The organism is Achromobacter marplatensis (assembly GCF_002209535.1).
In the GTDB taxonomy this organism is placed as follows: Bacteria; Pseudomonadota; Gammaproteobacteria; order Burkholderiales; family Burkholderiaceae_B; genus Achromobacter; species Achromobacter marplatensis.
This window is the reverse complement of sequence record NZ_NJIG01000010.1, coordinates 22,629-38,618: the sequence shown is the minus strand read 5'-3', so window position 1 is coordinate 38,618 and position 15,990 is coordinate 22,629. Positions and strand designations below refer to the sequence as shown.

General features: G+C 66.6%; 15 protein-coding genes. 6 read left to right on the top strand and 9 right to left on the bottom strand.

Going from position 1 to position 15,990, the window contains the following annotated elements; genetic code table 11:
• The first annotated feature begins 78 nt into the window (after positions 1 to 78).
• The 5 genes from CEY09_RS21980 to CEY09_RS21960 all read left to right on the top strand — a co-directional run bounded on the left by CEY09_RS21980 (position 79) and on the right by CEY09_RS21960 (position 4,699).
• Entirely contained in the window at positions 79 to 1,011 is a 933-nt protein-coding gene (locus CEY09_RS21980; RefSeq protein ID WP_088590273.1) for a TonB family protein, read from the top strand.
• Positions 1,008 to 1,871, top strand: coding sequence for a shikimate dehydrogenase (gene aroE / locus CEY09_RS21975; protein ID WP_088590272.1), 864 nt, complete (start codon positions 1,008 to 1,010; stop codon positions 1,869 to 1,871). The genes CEY09_RS21980 and aroE overlap by 4 nt, the downstream gene beginning before the upstream one ends.
• Before the next feature lie 5 nt (positions 1,872 to 1,876).
• Positions 1,877 to 2,599 carry a monofunctional biosynthetic peptidoglycan transglycosylase gene (mtgA, locus tag CEY09_RS21970; RefSeq protein ID WP_006226642.1) on the top strand — a complete coding sequence of 241 codons (723 nt, stop codon included), beginning with the start codon at positions 1,877 to 1,879 and terminating at the stop codon, positions 2,597 to 2,599.
• A gap of 91 nt (positions 2,600 to 2,690) precedes the next feature.
• On the top strand, positions 2,691 to 3,869 hold the full coding sequence (lptG, locus tag CEY09_RS21965; protein WP_035213885.1) for an LPS export ABC transporter permease LptG: 1,179 nt from the start codon (positions 2,691 to 2,693) through the stop codon (positions 3,867 to 3,869).
• Positions 3,866 to 4,699: a symmetrical bis(5'-nucleosyl)-tetraphosphatase gene (locus tag CEY09_RS21960; RefSeq protein WP_088590271.1), complete on the top strand. Its 834-nt coding sequence runs from the start codon at positions 3,866 to 3,868 to the stop codon at positions 4,697 to 4,699. Before lptG ends, CEY09_RS21960 begins: the two co-directional genes overlap by 4 nt.
• A 1,133-nt stretch (positions 4,700 to 5,832) precedes the next feature.
• Here CEY09_RS21960 and CEY09_RS21955 read toward each other — a convergent pair.
• The 6 genes from CEY09_RS21955 to CEY09_RS21930 are packed head-to-tail and all read right to left on the bottom strand — an operon-like array spanning position 5,833 to position 10,770.
• Positions 5,833 to 6,558 carry an amino acid ABC transporter ATP-binding protein gene (locus CEY09_RS21955; RefSeq protein WP_088590270.1) on the bottom strand — a complete coding sequence of 242 codons (726 nt, stop codon included), beginning with the start codon at positions 6,556 to 6,558 and terminating at the stop codon, positions 5,833 to 5,835.
• On the bottom strand, positions 6,555 to 7,271 hold the full coding sequence (locus tag CEY09_RS21950; protein WP_088590269.1) for an amino acid ABC transporter permease: 717 nt from the start codon (positions 7,269 to 7,271) through the stop codon (positions 6,555 to 6,557). The genes CEY09_RS21955 and CEY09_RS21950 overlap by 4 nt, the downstream gene beginning before the upstream one ends.
• 1 nt (position 7,272) lies before the next feature.
• Positions 7,273 to 7,974 carry an amino acid ABC transporter permease gene (locus tag CEY09_RS21945; protein ID WP_006226637.1) on the bottom strand — a complete coding sequence of 234 codons (702 nt, stop codon included), beginning with the start codon at positions 7,972 to 7,974 and terminating at the stop codon, positions 7,273 to 7,275.
• Positions 7,975 to 8,002: 28 nt separating this feature from the next.
• A complete protein-coding gene (locus CEY09_RS21940; protein WP_006226636.1) occupies positions 8,003 to 8,830 on the bottom strand; it encodes an ABC transporter substrate-binding protein in 828 nt (275 codons plus the stop codon).
• 51 nt (positions 8,831 to 8,881) lie between these two features.
• Positions 8,882 to 10,099 carry an aminotransferase class I/II-fold pyridoxal phosphate-dependent enzyme gene (locus CEY09_RS21935; protein ID WP_088590268.1) on the bottom strand — a complete coding sequence of 406 codons (1,218 nt, stop codon included), beginning with the start codon at positions 10,097 to 10,099 and terminating at the stop codon, positions 8,882 to 8,884.
• Entirely contained in the window at positions 10,096 to 10,770 is a 675-nt protein-coding gene (locus CEY09_RS21930) for an RraA family protein (protein WP_006226634.1), read from the bottom strand. Before CEY09_RS21930 ends, CEY09_RS21935 begins: the two co-directional genes overlap by 4 nt.
• Positions 10,771 to 10,983: 213 nt before the next feature.
• Between CEY09_RS21930 and CEY09_RS21925 the strand changes: the two genes are divergently transcribed.
• Positions 10,984 to 11,877, top strand: coding sequence for a LysR family transcriptional regulator (locus CEY09_RS21925; RefSeq protein ID WP_088590267.1), 894 nt, complete (start codon positions 10,984 to 10,986; stop codon positions 11,875 to 11,877).
• 1,126 nt (positions 11,878 to 13,003) lie between these two features.
• On the opposite strand, the gene CEY09_RS21920 is transcribed toward CEY09_RS21925, so the two are convergent.
• From CEY09_RS21920 to CEY09_RS21910, 3 genes are read right to left on the bottom strand one after another with little or no spacing between them, the layout of a single operon-like run.
• Entirely contained in the window at positions 13,004 to 13,747 is a 744-nt protein-coding gene (locus tag CEY09_RS21920; protein ID WP_088590266.1) for a lysophospholipid acyltransferase family protein, read from the bottom strand.
• Positions 13,744 to 15,054, bottom strand: a complete 1,311-nt coding sequence (locus tag CEY09_RS21915) for a dihydroorotase (protein ID WP_088590265.1) — start codon at positions 15,052 to 15,054, stop codon at positions 13,744 to 13,746. Before CEY09_RS21915 ends, CEY09_RS21920 begins: the two co-directional genes overlap by 4 nt.
• Positions 15,051 to 15,974 (bottom strand): aspartate carbamoyltransferase, encoded by a 924-nt coding sequence (locus CEY09_RS21910; RefSeq protein WP_088590264.1) that lies wholly within the window; start codon positions 15,972 to 15,974, stop codon positions 15,051 to 15,053. The genes CEY09_RS21915 and CEY09_RS21910 overlap by 4 nt, the downstream gene beginning before the upstream one ends.
• Positions 15,975 to 15,990: the final 16 nt, after the last annotated feature.

Sequence of the window (15,990 nt, the reverse complement as noted above, 5' to 3'; positions counted from 1 at the left end):
GCGCACGGCCGGACGAGTCCCGGGCCCGGGCGGCCGCCCGTCTTGCCGTCCGATAGCTGTTACAAGCCGTTGGCCCGCATGCCGGGCAACGTGGACTCGACTTACAATGCGTCCGTGCAACGCCCTGATTCCCCCTCCCCGCTAAGCCGTTACCTGCGGTGGCTGGGCGCTCCCGCCCAGCACTACCTGCGAATCGGCATCGCAATATCGCTGTTGGTGCACGCCGGCGCGCTGGCGTGGCGCTTTGGCGCGCCCGCCTTTACCCGCCCGCCGGTAACCAGCCTGGAAGTCGTGCTGCTCAACGCCCGCAGCGAGACGCCGCCGGACACGCCCCGTGCCCAGGCGCAGAATCAGATGAGCGGCGGCGGCAACGCCGACCGCGGCATGACGACCACCCCGCTGCCCCAGACCGGCGCCTCCGCCGAAACCATCGTGCTGGAAGCCATGCGCCGCCGCCAGGTGCAGCTGGAAGCCGAACAGACCCGCCTGATGACCCAGCTGCGCTCGCAAGAGAAAGCCGGCGTCGAACGCCAGGCCGTCAACCCCTGGCCGGACGGCACCGACATTGGGCAGGACGCCCAGGACCAGGCCAGCGTGATCCAGAATGCCCAGGTGGCGGCCCTGGCCGCACGGGTGCAGCAATACAGCGCCGAACCCCGCAAGCAATTCGTGGCCCCGTCGGCCGAGGCCTCGCGCTATGCCGCCTACCTGGACGCCTGGCGCACACGGATCGAGGCGGTCGGCACCCAGCACTACCCGGACGAGGCGCGCGGGCGCATCTACGGCACGCTGCGCATCACGGTGTCGGTCCGCAGCGACGGCAGCATCGCCAACGTGGAAATCGATCAGCCCTCGCCGCACGCGGTGCTGAACCAGGCCGCGCGCCGCATCGTCCAGCTGGCGGCCCCCTTCCCCCCATTCCCTCCCGATATCGCCCGCGATACGGACGTGCTGGTCATCACCCGCACCTGGCATTTCGTCAACGACACCCTGGAAACACAAGCCCCATGACCGAGGCGACCCCTCTTGCCCGCTACGCCGTCATCGGCAATCCCATCGCGCATAGCCGCTCGCCCCAGATCCACGCCCTGTTCTCCCAACAGACCGGCAAACCGCTGCGCTACGAGCGCCTGCTGGCGCCGGTGGACGGGTTTGCCGAGGCGACCGCGGCCTTCGTGGCAGAGGGCGGCCTGGGCCTGAACGTCACGGTGCCCTTCAAGCTGGACGCCTACGCCCTGGCGGCGGGCCGCTTGTCCACCCGCGCCCGGCTGGCCGGGGCGGTCAACACCCTGTCCTGGCGCGATGGCGCCTGGCACGGCTGCAACACGGACGGCGTAGGCCTGGTGTCCGACCTGCTGCGACTGGGCGTGCGCCTGAACGGCGCCTCGGTGCTGTTGGTGGGCGCGGGAGGCGCCGCCCGCGGCGTGCTGCAACCGCTGGCGGAAGCCGGCTGCGCCCGCCTGCACATCGTCAACCGCACGGCAGCCAAGGCCTTGGCGCTGGCCGATGCCTGGCGCGATACCGGCGTGTCGCCGCAGACCCGGGTCACGGCCGGTGGGCTGGCCGACGCCACGCTCGCAGGCGGCTGGAACCTGGTGATCAACGCCACGGCCAGCGGCCTGCAGGATGCCGCCCCCGACCTGCCCGCCGGCCTGTACGCCGACGGCGCGGCCGGCTACGACATGATGTACGGCGCCCAGCCCACCGCGTTCATGCAACAGGCGCAGGCCGACGGCGCCGCGCTGACGGCCGACGGCCTGGGCATGCTGGTGGGCCAGGCCGCCGAGAGCTTCTACATCTGGCACGGCGTGCGCCCCGACCCGGCGCCCGTGCTGGCGGCGCTGCGCGAGGCGCTCATGGCGGGACGCTAAGCAGCATGGCGGCGCGCAAGGGCCGATCGTGGTTCCGGATCACCACCGGCGTCCTGATGGCGCTGGTGTGCCTGGTCCTGCTGTACCAATTCTGGCTCTTCGCCCAAGTGGTCTGGTACAACTACCGCGACCCCGGCAGCAGCGCGATCATGCGCGAAGAGCTGTCCCGCCTGCGCGAGGGCAACCCCGATTTCAAGCTGCAGTACGAATGGGTACCCTACGACAAGATCAACCGCAACCTCAAGCGCGCGGTCGTCGCCTCGGAAGACTCCAACTTCACCGTCCACGACGGCATCGAATGGGACGCCATCCGCAAGGCCTGGGAGTACAACCAGCGCCAGGAAGAAGCCGGCCGCAGCAAGATGCGGGGCGGCTCCACCATCACCCAGCAGTTGGCCAAGAACCTGTTCCTGTCCAGTTCGCGCAGCTATATCCGCAAGGGCCAGGAACTGGTCCTGACCTATATGATCGAACACGTCATGACCAAGGAACGGATCCTGGAGCTGTATCTGAACGTGGCCGAATGGGGCGTGGGCGTGTTCGGGGCGCAGGCGGCCTCCAAGCACTACTTCAACACCACGGCCGCCAACCTGGGCGCAAGCCAGGCTGCCCGGCTTGCCGCCATGCTGCCCAACCCCCGCTTCTATGACAGCCGCCGCAATTCCAACTACCTGAACTCCCGCGTCGGCGTGCTGACCCGCCGGATGCAGATGGTTGACATCCCCTGATACCCAAATCCACGCCATTCCGTCAGGCCTTCCCCACCCTTAGCGGCGGGATTTGTTAAGCTTTCACGTTTACGCGCTCCCTTTCCTTTTCATGCGTACCGCACGTCGCTACCTGGCCCGCGAGATCTATCGCTCTTGTGCAGTGGTCCTTATGGCCCTGCTGGGTCTTTTCACGTTCTTCGCGCTGGTGGACGACCTGGACAACGTGGGCGACAAGTTCTCCATGATGGCCCTGCTCTACATGCAGGCGCTGGCCATTCCCACCCGCTTGTACGACCTCCTGCCCATCGGGCTGCTGATCGGCGCGATCCTTGCGCTGGCGGGTCTGGCGCAGCGTAACGAACTCGTCATCCTGCGGGTCTCGGGCGTCAGCGGCATGCGCCTGCTGCGCATGCTGTGGATCGTCACCATCCCCCTGATGATCGGCGCGGCCCTGCTGTCCGAATACGTCACCCCCTGGGCCGAGATCAAAAGCGGCGAAGCCAACCTGCTGTTTCGCGGCAAGGCCGGCGGCGACCGCTTGAAGAGCGGTTACTGGTTCAAGGAACCCACCGCCAACGGCGGCACCCGCATCATCAATATCGGCGAACTCAAGGGCGACGGCCAGGTGGCCAACATCACCCTGTACGAATTCAAGAAAGACCTGACGCTGTCCGTCCTGTCCACCGCGCCCACCGGCCTGTTCGCCCATGGCGACCTGGTCCTCAAGGACGTGGCCGAGACGCGGCTGGACGACGAGGCCTCCGAAGCGCTGGCCAATGCCCGCCCGCCGAAGAACCCGCCCGCGGCCGTGGTGAAGGTGCCCGAGCGCACGGTGGACACCACGCTCAGCGCCGAGCGCCTGCTGGCCCGCGTCCTGACCCCTGAACGCATGTCCATCGTCACGTTGCTGGACTATGTGGAGTATTTGCGCGACAACCAGCTGCAATATGGTCGACAGGTCGTCGCCCTGTGGCGCAAACTGGCGTATCCGTTCACCTTGCTGGTGATGATCACGATTGCGGCCCCGATCGGCCTGATGCAGACGCGCCGCGGTGGCGTGGGCGCCAAGGTCTTCATCGGCATCCTGCTGGGTGTGGGCTTCTTCATGCTAAACCAGCTGGCCCTGAACGTGGGCATGCTGGGCAAGTGGCCGCCCTGGCTGACCGCCCTGGGTCCGAACCTGGGCGCCATGGCCCTGGCGCTGGGCGCGATGACCTACATGGAATACCGCCACACCTTTACCCGGTTCGTCCAACAACGCTGGCCTTGGAGCAAAAGTCCCGCATGAACGGCAGTATCTGGATGATCGGCGACGTGCAGGGGTGCTGCTCGCCGCTGGACCGCTTGCTGTCCCACCCCGATCTGGTCGGCGACCCGCAGTCGCGCTTCTGGTTCGCCGGGGACCTGGTCAACCGCGGCCCGCAGTCGCTGGAGACCCTGCGTCGCATCATCGACCTGGGCGACCGCGCGACGTCGGTGCTGGGTAACCATGACCTGCACCTGCTGGCCGCCGCGGCCGGGGTGCGCAAGCCGTCGAAATCGGACACGCTCGAAGAGATTCTTCGCGCGCCGGACGCGGCCGACCTGATCAACTGGCTGCGCTTGCGCCCGCTGGCCCATTTCGAACAAGGCCACCTGCTGGTGCACGCCGGCACGTTGGCAAAATGGGATGTCGCCAAGACGCTGTCCCTGGCCGGCGAAGTCCAGGATGCCCTGCGCGGCCCGAACTGGCAGAAGGCGCTGCAAAAGATGTACGGCAATGAGCCGGCCACGTGGAAAGAAGACCACAAGGGCGGCAAGCGGATGCGGGTGATCATCAACGCGCTGACGCGGATCCGCCTGTGCACGCCGAACGGACACATGGAGTTCGCAACCAAGGTCGCCCCGGGCGCCTGGCCACCGGGCCTGGTGCCATGGTTCGACGTCCCGAACCGGGCCACCCGGGACATCACGACGGTTTTCGGGCACTGGTCGACGCTGGGGTTATTGCAGCGGCCGGACGTGATATGCCTGGACACCGGGTGCGTGTGGGGGGGAGCGTTGACGGCTTTGCGGTTGCAGGATCGGAAACTGGTGCAGGTGAAGTGTTCGCAGTTTCAGAATCCGTTGTCTGAGTGATTGGGAAGCTGCTGATTTAGTGGCTCGTTTTTTTGGCGAGTCTTGGCGCTTCGTAGGTCGCCCATCGGCGATGTCGGCATGACGGCGCGCGCCCACGATTGCGGTCCGGAGCGTTCGCTCCGGACTGCCCCTTCGTCATCTTCGTTGCGGCCTGCGGCCGCTGCCTTCAGATTCCCTCGGGCGCATCAAGGTTGCGCGCCGTCATGCCGACACCGCCGACGAGCTGCCGCCGTCTGGGCCTGGAGCGCTGCTAGATCCTCGATTAGTGACGAGTGCTGCGTTGCCCGCCGAGTTGCAGCCGCGCGGGCGGCTGCAATCGGCATACGTGATGTGGGGCGTCGGGGCTGTGGTCGCTTGCGCGCTTGCAGGGAGTTGTTGTCTAGGGGCGCCGTATTCACTCGGGGAGAGGTGGAGCGACGGGTGGCGCGCGGCACTGTCTCTCATTTGACGAGTTGATGGTTATTCGTCATCTCATGTCCGTAGGATGGGTGGAGCGCGGTAAATCCGGCATTAGGAAGGGAAACTTGATCGCGCGTAACCCATCGTGGTGGCATGCATCGATGATGGGTTACGTGCGATACACGTCCGTGTGCTTAGGCCGACCGGAACGCACTCCACCCATCCTACGACGGTGAACGACGCCGCTACCAACATCAATCGCCTGCGTAGGATGGGTGGAGCGCGGCAAATCCGCCATAAGAACGGGAACGTCCATCGCGCGCAACCCATCATGGGTCATTACAACGGCGATAGGTCACACGCGAGATGCAACCCGCATCCTCACGACGCAAGACAACGCGTAAGCTCCCAAAGGCCGCCCGCGCGGCCGGCCGGGAGCGGGCAACGCAAGATCTTCCTCTCCCTCACCTCCGGAGAGCAGAACCTAAAAAACTCAACTCTCCCCGGCGACCGTCAGGATTCAGCCACCAGAGCCCGGCGCGGGGGTGGCCTGGGGTGCGCGGGGCGTCGATAAGCCCGAGGGAATCTGAAGGAACGGCCGAAGGCCGTGACGAAGATGACGAAGGGGGAGTCCGGAGCGAAGGCTCCGGACCGCAATCGTTGCCCCGCGCACCCCAGGCCCCCCACGCGACGGGCGTCTTAAGAAGCCCCAACCGCCCGCAAAAAAACCACCCTTAATGCCGAATCTCGGCCAAGAACTTCTGCGCCCGCGCCGTCCCCGGTCGACTGAAGAACCCCTCCGGCGTCCCCGTCTCCACAATCCTCCCGGCATCCATGAACCACACCCGATCCGCGACTTCTCGCGCGAATCCCATTTCGTGCGTCACGCACACCATCGTCATGCCGTCCTTTGCCAAGCCCTTCATCACCTGAAGCACTTCCCCCACCATTTCCGGGTCGAGCGCACTGGTCGGCTCGTCGAACAGCATCACCGGCGGGTTCATCGCCAAGGCGCGCGCGATGGCCACGCGTTGCTGCTGGCCGCCTGACAGCTGGGTCGGATAGGCGTCGGCCTTGTGCGCCAGGCCGACGCGCTCCAGCAGCTGCATCGCGCGGTCGCGGGCTTCGGGGCGGCGGGCGCGTTTGAGTTGCAGCGGGGCCAGCATCAGGTTTTCCAGCACCGACAGATGCGGGAACAGGTTGAACTGCTGGAACACGAAACCGATGTGGCTGCGCAACTGGTCCAGGTGGACCTTGGGGCCGTAGATGTCCTGGCCGTTGACCTCGATCACGCCCTTCTGGATGGGCTCCAGGCGGTTGACGGTGCGGATCAGGGTGGACTTGCCGGAACCGGACGGGCCGCACACCACCACGACCTCGCCTTGCGTCACTTGCTCGGTCACATCGGCCAGCGCCTGGTATTCGCCGTACCACTTCTGCACTTGGGAAAATCGGATCATGTCGGCACCACTTTAGGGGTGGCCGTGAGCCCGGCGCGCCGTCTGCCGATACGTCGTTCGGTCAGGTGCACCAATGAACTCAGGCCAAAATTCAGGATGAAATAGGTCATCGCCAGCAAGCCGAACACTTCGAACGGCTTGGTCAGCAGCACGCTGTTGATCTGGTTCGCGGCATAAGTCAGTTCCTGCACGCTGATCACATAGGCCAGCGACGTCTCCTTCACCGTCGACACGAACTGGCTCAGCATGCTGGGCAGCATGTTGTAGAGCGCCTGCGGCAGGATCACGCGCCGCATCGTCTGCAGGTACGACAGGCCCAGCGCGCGGCTGGCCTCCTGCTGGCCGGGGGGCAGCGCCTGGATGCCGGCGCGGATGATCTCGGCCAGGTACGCGCTCTCGTAGCAGACCAGCGCCACCACCATCGTCGTGGTGCCCGCGACGGGGCGGCCGATGATGAGCGGCACGAAGAAATACGCCCAGAAGATGAACATCAGAAGCGGCAGGCCGCGCACCAGGTAGACCACCGCCGAGGACGGCCAGTAGAAGATGCGGTAGGGGCTGATGCGGCCCAGCGCCAGCAGCACGCCGCAGGGCAGCGCCAGGGCCAGGCTGATCGCGGCCAGGCCCAAGGTGGCGACCAGGCCGCCCACCGGCCCGTGCGGGTACTGCCCGATCAGCAGCAGCAGCCAGTTGTCTTTCAGTATGTCCCACATGTCAGCGCGCCCCCAGCGGACGGTAACGTCGTTGCAAGAGCGCCCCGCCCCCCATGATGATGAACGACAGCACCAGATAGATGACCGTCACCACGGCATAGGCCTCGAAGGTGCGGAACGTGTAGTTCTCGACCTCGCGCCCCGCGGCAGTCAGTTCCGTCACGCCGATCGCCATCGCCAGGCTGGTGTTCTTCAACAGCAGCAGGGTCTGGTTCAGCAACGGCGGAATCGCGATGCGGAAGGCCTGCGGCAAGATGACCTTGCGCATGGTCTGCAGAAAGCTCAGGCCCAGCGCCCGCGACGCCTCGACCTGCCCCGGCGGGATGCCCCGCACGGCACTGCGCAGGTCTTCGCAGATATAGGCCGACATCACCAGCGAGATCGCGATGCACGACATGATGAATTCACTGCCGTGGCTGTTGAGCCAGTCGGTCGCGAATTGCGGCAGCAGCGCCGGCACGCCGAAGTACCAGAAGAGGATGTGCACCAGCATGGGCACGTTGCGGTGGAACGCGACGTACACCGCGATCACCGCGTTGGCTACGGGCGAGCCCGTCAGGCGGATCACCGCCAGCAGGCTGCCCACGAAGAACGCCAGAATCCAGGCCAGTCCGGCCAGCGCCAGGGTGGTGATGAACCCCCTGAGCAGCCATGACGGATACTCGCCCTGGAAAATGGCGCTGAAGTCGAAAACGTAATGCATCGAGACAGGCTCCAGCGCGCGCGGCGCGTCAACCCTTGATGGCTTCGATGCGGAAATCGCGCTTCATGTTGAACTGCGTGCCCGCGCCGAACCACTTGTCGAACGTCTTGGTGGCCTCACCCGATGCCTCCATGCCGTCCAGCACCTTGTTCACCTGGGCCAGCATGGCGGTGTCGCCCTTGCGCACGCCCATGCCCCAAGGCTCGACGAACAGCGCCGGCTCCAGGATCTTGACCGGCACCGCGCTTGCCGACGCCTGTTGCTTGAGCTTCACCAGCATCAGCTCAGACCCCACGAAGCCGCTGACCTTGCCCTGTTGCAATGCCAGGAACGCGCCGCTGGGATCCTTGAAGGTCACGGGCTCGACATTGGGGATGTTCTTGCGCGCGCCCTGCTCCGACGACGAGCCGCGCACGGCGCTGACGCGCTTGCCGGCAAGATCAGCGGGCGCCTTCAAGTCCTTTTCCGAATCGCGCGCCAGGATCTTCTGCAGGCTCACGAAGTGCTGGTGTGAGTAATCGATCTGCTGCGCGCGCTCCGGGCTCCAGCCCAGGTTGGCCGCCACCACGTCGACGCGGCCGGCGATCAGTTCAGGGATGCGGGCTTCGACCGCGATCAGCTTCAATTCCAGCGGCACGCCCAGGCTGTCGGCAATGGCCTGGCACATGTCGACCTCATAGCCCACGACGGCGCGGGTCTTGGGGTCCTGGAAGCTGAAGGGCTCGGCCGTGCCCATGGTGCCGCAGATGAATTTGCCACGGGCCTTGATGTCCTGCACGGTGTCCGCATGCGCGGCGGGCGCCAGCGTGGCGGCAAGGCCGACGGCGGCAACGAAAGTGGCGATGGTGGTCTTCATGGTATTTCCCCTTGGAGTATAGGTATGGGTGCTGCCCGCAAAACCTGCGCGTCAACGCAAGGCCGCGCACGCCTCATGGATGCGGCGGCAGCCTTCTTCGATGTTTTCCATGGACGTGGCGAAGCTCAGCCGCAAATAGGGCGACAGGCCATAGGCCGCGCCGTCCAGCACCGCGACGCCCGCCTCGTCCAGCAGGAACATCACCACGTCCAGGTCATTGGCCAGCAAGCGGCCGGCCGGCGTGCGCTTACCCAGCAGGCCGTCGACCGACGGATAGACATAGAACGCGCCCTGCGGTTGCGGGCAACGGATGCCCGGCACGGCGTTCAGCAACGAGACGATGCGGTCGCGGCGCTGATGGAAAATGGCCGCGGCATCGCTCACGCAACGCTGGTCGGCGGTCAGCGCCACGCGCGCGGCCGACTGGCTGATGGCGCTGACGCAGCTGGTGCTTTGCGAGATCAGCGTCGCCATGGCCTTGATCAGCGGCTTGGGACCGCCGGCATAGCCCAGGCGCCAGCCCGTCATCGCATAGGCCTTGGACACGCCATTGATCGTGAGCGTGCGGGCGGCCAGCGCCGGCACCACGGCGGCGGGCGATGCGTGGCGCGCCTGGCCGTAAGCCAGATGCTCGTAGATCTCGTCGGTCATCAGCCAGACATGCGGATGGCGCGCCAGCACCTCGCCCAGCGCGCGCAGTTCGTCTGCGCCGTACATCGCGCCGGTGGGATTGCTGGGCGTATTCAGCAGCACCCACTTCGTGCGCGGCGTGATGGCCGCTTCCAGCGCCTGCGGCGTGAGCTTGAAGCCGTCGGCCTCCGGGCAAGCCACCACGACGGGCGTGCCGTCGTTGACCAGCACCATGTCCGGGTACGACACCCAGTACGGCGCGGGGATGATGACTTCGTCGCCGGCCTGCACGGTGGCGGCCAGCGCGGTGAAAATCAACTGCTTGGCGCCCACGCCAACGATCAGTTCGTCCAACCCGTAGTCCAGGCCGTTTTCGCGCTGGAACTTGGCGCGCACGGCTTCCAGCAGCGGCTTGGCGCCGGCGGAGGCCGTGTAGCGGATGTCGCCGCTGTTGAGCGTGTCGATGCCGGCCTGCACGATGTGGGCGGGCGTGGGCAGGTCGGGTTCGCCCACCGTGAAGTCGATGATGTCGCGGCCCTGGGCGCGCAACTGGTCAACGCGCGTCTTGGCCGCCATGCTGGGCGACGGCTTGATGGCCCGGGCGCGGTCGGCCAGGAATTCGGGGACTACGGCGCTCATGCCAGCCCCTTGGCGGCAAACGCGGCCTGCATCCAGCTTTGCGTCCGGTCGCCTCCCGCGATCTCGGCCATGATGCGTTCTTCCTTGGCGGCATGCGCGTGCGCCGCGGCGATCAGGCTTTCCGCGTCGCTGGCGGGAAAGCTGACCAGGCCGTCTTCGTCGCCCACCAGGATGTCGCCAGGCTGGATGACCTGGCCGCCGATGGACACGGGCACGTTGACTTCGCCCGGGCCGTCCTTGTAGGGACCGCGGTGGATATGGCCACGCGCATAGCAGGGAAAGCTGTCGGCTTCGAACGCGGCCACGTCACGGATGGCGCCATCAACGACGACGCCGGCGCAGCCGTGGATCTGCAGGTAGCGCTTCATGATCTCGCCCAGCACGGCGTTGGACAGGTCGCCGCCCGCATCCACCACCAGCACGTGGCCGGGCTGGATCTGCATCATCGCCTTGTAGATCATCAGGTTGTCGCCCGGACGGGTCTTCACCGTCAGCGCGGTGCCCACCAGCTTGCCGCGTCCGTTGTAGCGGCGCAGGCCAGAGATACCTTCGCGGCGCGCGAGGTTGTCGCTGAGGTGGGGCGTGACGATACCAGCCAGCGCTTCAAGGATGGCGGCGGGAGCAACGGGGGAAGCCGGCAATTGGCGTGCGCCGGTAAGGATAGTGGCCATGACGATCTGCAAATTCCTGAGTCGAAAGCCGCCGCAAGCCCGGAACCCTGTCCAGGCCCCGGCCAGGCGGGAGATGAATCAGATCGCATGGTGCGAGCTTTTCGGTTTGGGAAAAAGGGATTAAATTTCCACGAACCTCATCGCTTTTAGGAATATAAGGGTTAGCCCTTAGCGAAATTTCGGAATGAACCTGACCTTGGGCGGACCCGCCGCATGCTGACTTTCAAACAAATCGAGGCCCTGTACTGGACCGTCCGGCTGGGCACGTTTTCGGCGTCCGCACAGAAGCTGCACACCACGCAATCGGCCATCACCAAGCGCATCCAGGAGCTGGAGGCGGACTTCGACGTGGCCCTCTTCGACCGCTCCGGCCACCGCGCCGAACTGACCGCGCGTGGCCACGAAGTCTATGCACTGGCCGAAGAGATGCTGGGCCACCGCGACCGCCTGCTGGTCCGCCTGAAAGGCCAGCACACGCTGACCGGCACGTTCCGTTTCGGCATTACCGAGATCACGGCAATGACCTGGCTGCCCGCCCTCATCCGCCTGCTGCGCGCCCACTATCCGCGCATCACGCTGGAGCCGCACATCGACCTGGGCGCCGACCTGCTCAAGCGCCTGCAGGCCGGCCAGCTGGACATGGCGTTCCTGCACGGCGAATTCGCCGAACCGAACTTGCAGGTGGTGGCGCTGCAACGCCTGGAGTTCGCCTGGATGGGCAGCCCCGACATGATCGACGCCAGCCGCATCTACACGCCCGCCGACATCGCGCGCCTGCCCTTGCTGCGCCAAAGCCGCGAGTCCGGCTTGAACATGATCTACGACGGCTGGCTGCGCCCGCACACGCCGGCCAGCAACATCTTCACGATCAACAGCCTGATCGCAATGGCAGGCCTGACCGCGGCCGGTTTCGGAGTGAGTTGCCTGCCAAGGGATTACTTCGCGGATATGGTGAGCAAGCGGCAGCTGGTGATTGCAAGAACCAGCACGGCGCCGCCGCAATCGATGTACAGCGCGATGTTCCGGCGAGACGCGGACGTGGCGTTTTGTGAAAGCGTGGCGGAACTGGCGGAGAGTTGTTGTGAGTTTTCTGGGGGGTGGCAGTAGGAGGGGTGTTTGCGTGATTGACGGGTGGGGGGTTCTTGAGACGCCCTTCGCAGCGGTCCCCCGGGGTGTGCGGGTCAACGATTGCGGTCCGGAGCCTTCGCTCCGGACGTGCCTCGGCGGCCCCCCCCTTCGTCATCTTCGTTGTTGCCTACGGCAACTGCCTTCAGATTCCCTCGGGCTTATCGACTCCCCGCACACCCCGGGGGACCGCCACGAAGGGCTCTGCCAGCGGCAATTTCACGTCAGCTGGGTAGAGCGGTGTGCTTAGGGTTCTCGCCAACAGTTTTGATTGGTGGAGGATCTTGCGGGGCCCGCTCCCGGCCGGCCGCGCGGGCGGCCTTTGGGAGCTTACGCATCGTCTTGCGTCGTGAGGATGCTGGTTGCGTGTCGCATGTAGACCCTATCGCCGTTGAGTGACCATGATGGGTTGCGCGCGATGGACGTTCCCGTTTTTATGACGGATTTGCCGCGCTCCACCCATCCTACGTAGGCGATTGATGTGGGTGGCGGCGTCGTTCACCTTCGTAGGATGGGTGGAGTGCGTTCCGGTCGACACAAGCACACGGGTGTCTGCCGCACGGAACCCATCATCGATGCACGCCAACAGATGGGTTTGCGCGCATGCGCAAGCGCCCAATACATGACAAAGACCGTGCCTCACCACACGACAGTCTCCCCATTAGACGGGTGGCGCGCGCACAGGTCTCAAACAGCAAGCGGCTACCTGCCGCGCGCCACCCGTCGCTCCACCCCACCCAGTGACTGCGAGGTCATTAGCAAACAATTCCTGGCAAGCGCGCAAGCGGCCACAGCCCCGACGCCTCACACCACGTATGCCAATTGCAGCCGCCCGCGCGGCTGCAATTCGGCGGGCAACGCAGCACTCGTCATTAATCGAGGATCTAGCAGCGCCCCAGGCCCAGACGGCGGCAGCTCGTCGGCGGTGTCGGCATGACGGCGCGCAACCTTGATGCGCCCGAGGGAATCCGAAGGGAGCCGAAGGCGGACGAGGATGAGGAAGGGGCAGTCCGGAGCGAACGCTCCGGACCGCAATCGTGGGCGCGCGCCGTCATGCCGACACCGCCGACGGGCGACCTACGAAGCACAACAAACCGCCAAAAAAAACCTAAGCAAGCACCCCAAGAATCGCATCCCGCGCCTGATGCGACAACTCCAGCCGAGTAGGCAAACTCCCATCAGGCTGTCTTGCCGCCAGCGCAGGCAAAAACACCACCTCGACTGACAGTCCCGTCGTCCCCATGACCCGCCACAGATTCGCCACCAGGCTTTCTTCGCCGACGAACGCGGCGAAGCCGTCCCGTTTGCCGTCACGCAAAAACCGCAACGCGACGGGTTGGATTTCCACCGCCGCCGAACGCGCCGGTTCGAACAGGCTGGCGTGGAAAGGAAGCAGGTCGAAGCCTTCGGTCGTCGTGCCTTCGGGGAACAGTCCCACCGCATCGCCCTGCTTGAAGCGGGCCTGCATCGACTCCCCCATGGCATGCACTGCGTGGCGTTGGCCGCGTTCGATGAACAGCGTGCCTGCGCCCGCCACCAGCCAGCCGATCACCGGCCAGCTGCGGATTTCGCTCTTGGCCACGAAAGACGTCGCGCGCGCGGAATTCAGGACGAAGATGTCGATCCAGGAAACATGGTTCGCCACCAGCAGCACGGGCCCCGTCATGCGCGGTTCGCCTTTGAAGACGACCCGCAGCCCACAGGCCGCCATCAATGCCCGCGACCAGGTGCGGTTCAACCAGGCTCGGGATTGGGGTCGAAGAAACGGGTAGACCGCTCCCACGCAAAACAGGCCGAAAACAATCAAGGGCAGCACCAGTGCCAGCCGTAGGACAAAGCGCAGCAGCTTCAAACTGAAGTCTCCCAGGCCAGCCGGCCACCGACCACGGTGGCGCGTACCCGACCGGGCAGCATCATACCCGCGAACGGGGTGTGGGCGCTGCGGCTTTGCAGCGCTGCCGGCATCACCAGCCATTCGGCGTCCAGGTCGGCCAGGCACAGGTCCGCCGGCGCGCCCACGCCCAATTGGCCCGCCCGCGCGGCGTCCGGCGTCATGCGGCCGAGCACGGCGCCCGGGCCCGATGTCACGCGGGCCAGCGCGTCGATCAGCGGGCAGCGACGGTCGCGCACCCACTTCAGCGTCAGCGACAGCAGCAGTTCCAGCGCCGTCGCGCCCGGCGCGGAGGCCGGGAACGGCACCGCCTTGGCTTGGCTGTCGACCGGCGTGTGATCCGAACACAAGGCGTCGACCAGCCCCTCGGCCAGCGCCGTGTGGATGGCATCGCGGTCGCGTTGGCCGCGCAGCGGCGGCGACAGATGGAAATTCGTATCGAAAAAGCCGATGTCGACGTCGGTCAGGTGCAGGTTGTGGGCCGACACGTCAGCGGTGACGGGCAGCCCTTCGCGCTTGGCCGCGCGCAGCAGTTCCAGCCCCGCCGCCGTGGACAGCCGGGTCAGGTGCACGCGGGCGCCGGTAGCGCGCTGAAGTTCGAAGATCGTTTGCAGCGCCACCGTTTCCGCTTGCGGCGGCAGGCCTTCCAGCCCCAGGCGCTCGGCGTAGGCGCCGCTGGCCGCGACCGTGCCGCGCGCCAGCCAGGGATCCTGCGGACGCAGCCACAACGTGCGGTCCATGCCACTGGCGTAGCGCATGGCGCCCCACAGCACCCGCGTATCGGCAATGCCGTGCTCGCCCTGGGCAAAGGCGATGCAGCCCGCCTGGGAGAGCAGGCCCATTTCCGCCAGCGTCTCGCCGGCAAGACCCACCGTCATCGCGCCCAGAGGGTGAACACGGACCGTGCCGGCGTCGGCCTGACGCATCAGCGCGTCGACCTTGCCCGGCTCGTCCAGCGCGGCATCGGCATCCGGCGGCAACACCAGGCGGGTCACGCCACCGGCAAGCGCCGCGCGCAACTCGGCGGGCGCAAACGCGGAACCCGTGGCCATACTGCCCGCCCCTGCGGGCTGCAAGACCCGGGCCGACAAATCGACCAGGCCCGGCAGCACGGCCAGCCCGTCGGCATCCAGCACGCGGTCGGCCTGGAAGCCGTCCGGCGCCGCCCCCACGGCCACCACGTGGCCGTCGGCCGTGTAAATATCGTGCCGCCCGTCCACGCCGTTGGCGGGATCGATCAGGCGGCCGTTGGCGATGTGCAGCCTCATGGCGCGTCTCCGGCCAGCACGCCCAAGGCGGCCAGGCGCAAATGTTGCAGCAAGCCGGCCAATCGGGCTTCGATGGGCGGCAGGCTGGCGGCCACGTCGCCATCCACTTCCACGCCGGGCGTCAACGCGCCGGCGGGCAGCAGCAGCACATCGGGCCTGGCGGCCGCCAGCGTGGCGGGCGTCACGCCATAGGCCTGGGCGTATTCCCGGGCCGACGGCAGCAGCGCGCCGCTGATCCGTTCAACGCCCAGGGGCAGCACGATGACCACGTCGGCACCCTGCAGGCCTTCGTGCAGGCTGGCGCAGGCGCGCACGCCCAATTGCGGCAGGCTGTCCGGCAAGAGCGTGCGCGGCGCGACGGCGCGCACTTCGGGCACGCCCAGCGTCGTCATCGCGTGGATGACCGAACGCGCCACCGGCGAATGGCGAACGTCGCCCACCAGCGTCACGGCCAGGTTCGTCAGGTCTTGCTTGATGTCCTGCATCGCCTGGAGCAATGCCAGGGCCGGCAGCGGGTCCGCATGCTGGCCGTCGCCGGCATTGACGACATGCAGCCCCGGCGCCGCCTGGGCGGCCGCGCAATGCGCCGCGCCGCTGGCCGCATGGCGCAGCACCAGGATGCCCGGCGCCAGGCCTGATACGGTCTGGGCCAGCGCATCGCCCGGCTCGGCGCCGGCGTCTTGCTTATCCAGGACGACAGGCAGCAGGGACAGCAGCGTGGCCGCGTCGGCGTAGGCGTCGCGGCAGGCTGGGTCGTCGGGCAGGGAAAGGAATACGGGCTGCGGCGTGGCGATCGGCGCCTCGCCCGCGGCCCACGTGCGGGCCGCCTCGAGCAGGCGCTCGACGTGGCGTCGCGGCAACCCTTCCGTTGTCAGCAGATGAATGAGTTCGCCGCGGCGATCAAGTTGCGGATTGAGCATAGGCAGGCCGGGCCGC

What these genes read in the sequence shown, in the direction of transcription:
- CEY09_RS21980 (WP_088590273.1), top strand. Translation starts at nt 79, where the DNA reads ATGCCGGGCAACGTGGACTCGACTTACAATGCGTCCGTGCAACGCCCT.
- aroE (WP_088590272.1), top strand. Translation starts at nt 1,008, where the DNA reads ATGACCGAGGCGACCCCTCTTGCCCGCTACGCCGTCATCGGCAATCCC.
- mtgA (WP_006226642.1), top strand. Translation starts at nt 1,877, where the DNA reads ATGGCGGCGCGCAAGGGCCGATCGTGGTTCCGGATCACCACCGGCGTC.
- lptG (WP_035213885.1), top strand. Translation starts at nt 2,691, where the DNA reads ATGCGTACCGCACGTCGCTACCTGGCCCGCGAGATCTATCGCTCTTGT.
- CEY09_RS21960 (WP_088590271.1), top strand. Translation starts at nt 3,866, where the DNA reads ATGAACGGCAGTATCTGGATGATCGGCGACGTGCAGGGGTGCTGCTCG.
- CEY09_RS21955 (WP_088590270.1), bottom strand. Translation starts at nt 6,558, where the DNA reads ATGATCCGATTTTCCCAAGTGCAGAAGTGGTACGGCGAATACCAGGCG.
- CEY09_RS21950 (WP_088590269.1), bottom strand. Translation starts at nt 7,271, where the DNA reads ATGTGGGACATACTGAAAGACAACTGGCTGCTGCTGCTGATCGGGCAG.
- CEY09_RS21945 (WP_006226637.1), bottom strand. Translation starts at nt 7,974, where the DNA reads ATGCATTACGTTTTCGACTTCAGCGCCATTTTCCAGGGCGAGTATCCG.
- CEY09_RS21940 (WP_006226636.1), bottom strand. Translation starts at nt 8,830, where the DNA reads ATGAAGACCACCATCGCCACTTTCGTTGCCGCCGTCGGCCTTGCCGCC.
- CEY09_RS21935 (WP_088590268.1), bottom strand. Translation starts at nt 10,099, where the DNA reads ATGAGCGCCGTAGTCCCCGAATTCCTGGCCGACCGCGCCCGGGCCATC.
- CEY09_RS21930 (WP_006226634.1), bottom strand. Translation starts at nt 10,770, where the DNA reads ATGGCCACTATCCTTACCGGCGCACGCCAATTGCCGGCTTCCCCCGTT.
- CEY09_RS21925 (WP_088590267.1), top strand. Translation starts at nt 10,984, where the DNA reads ATGCTGACTTTCAAACAAATCGAGGCCCTGTACTGGACCGTCCGGCTG.
- CEY09_RS21915 (WP_088590265.1), bottom strand. Translation starts at nt 15,054, where the DNA reads ATGAGGCTGCACATCGCCAACGGCCGCCTGATCGATCCCGCCAACGGC.
- CEY09_RS21910 (WP_088590264.1), bottom strand. Translation starts at nt 15,974, where the DNA reads ATGCTCAATCCGCAACTTGATCGCCGCGGCGAACTCATTCATCTGCTG.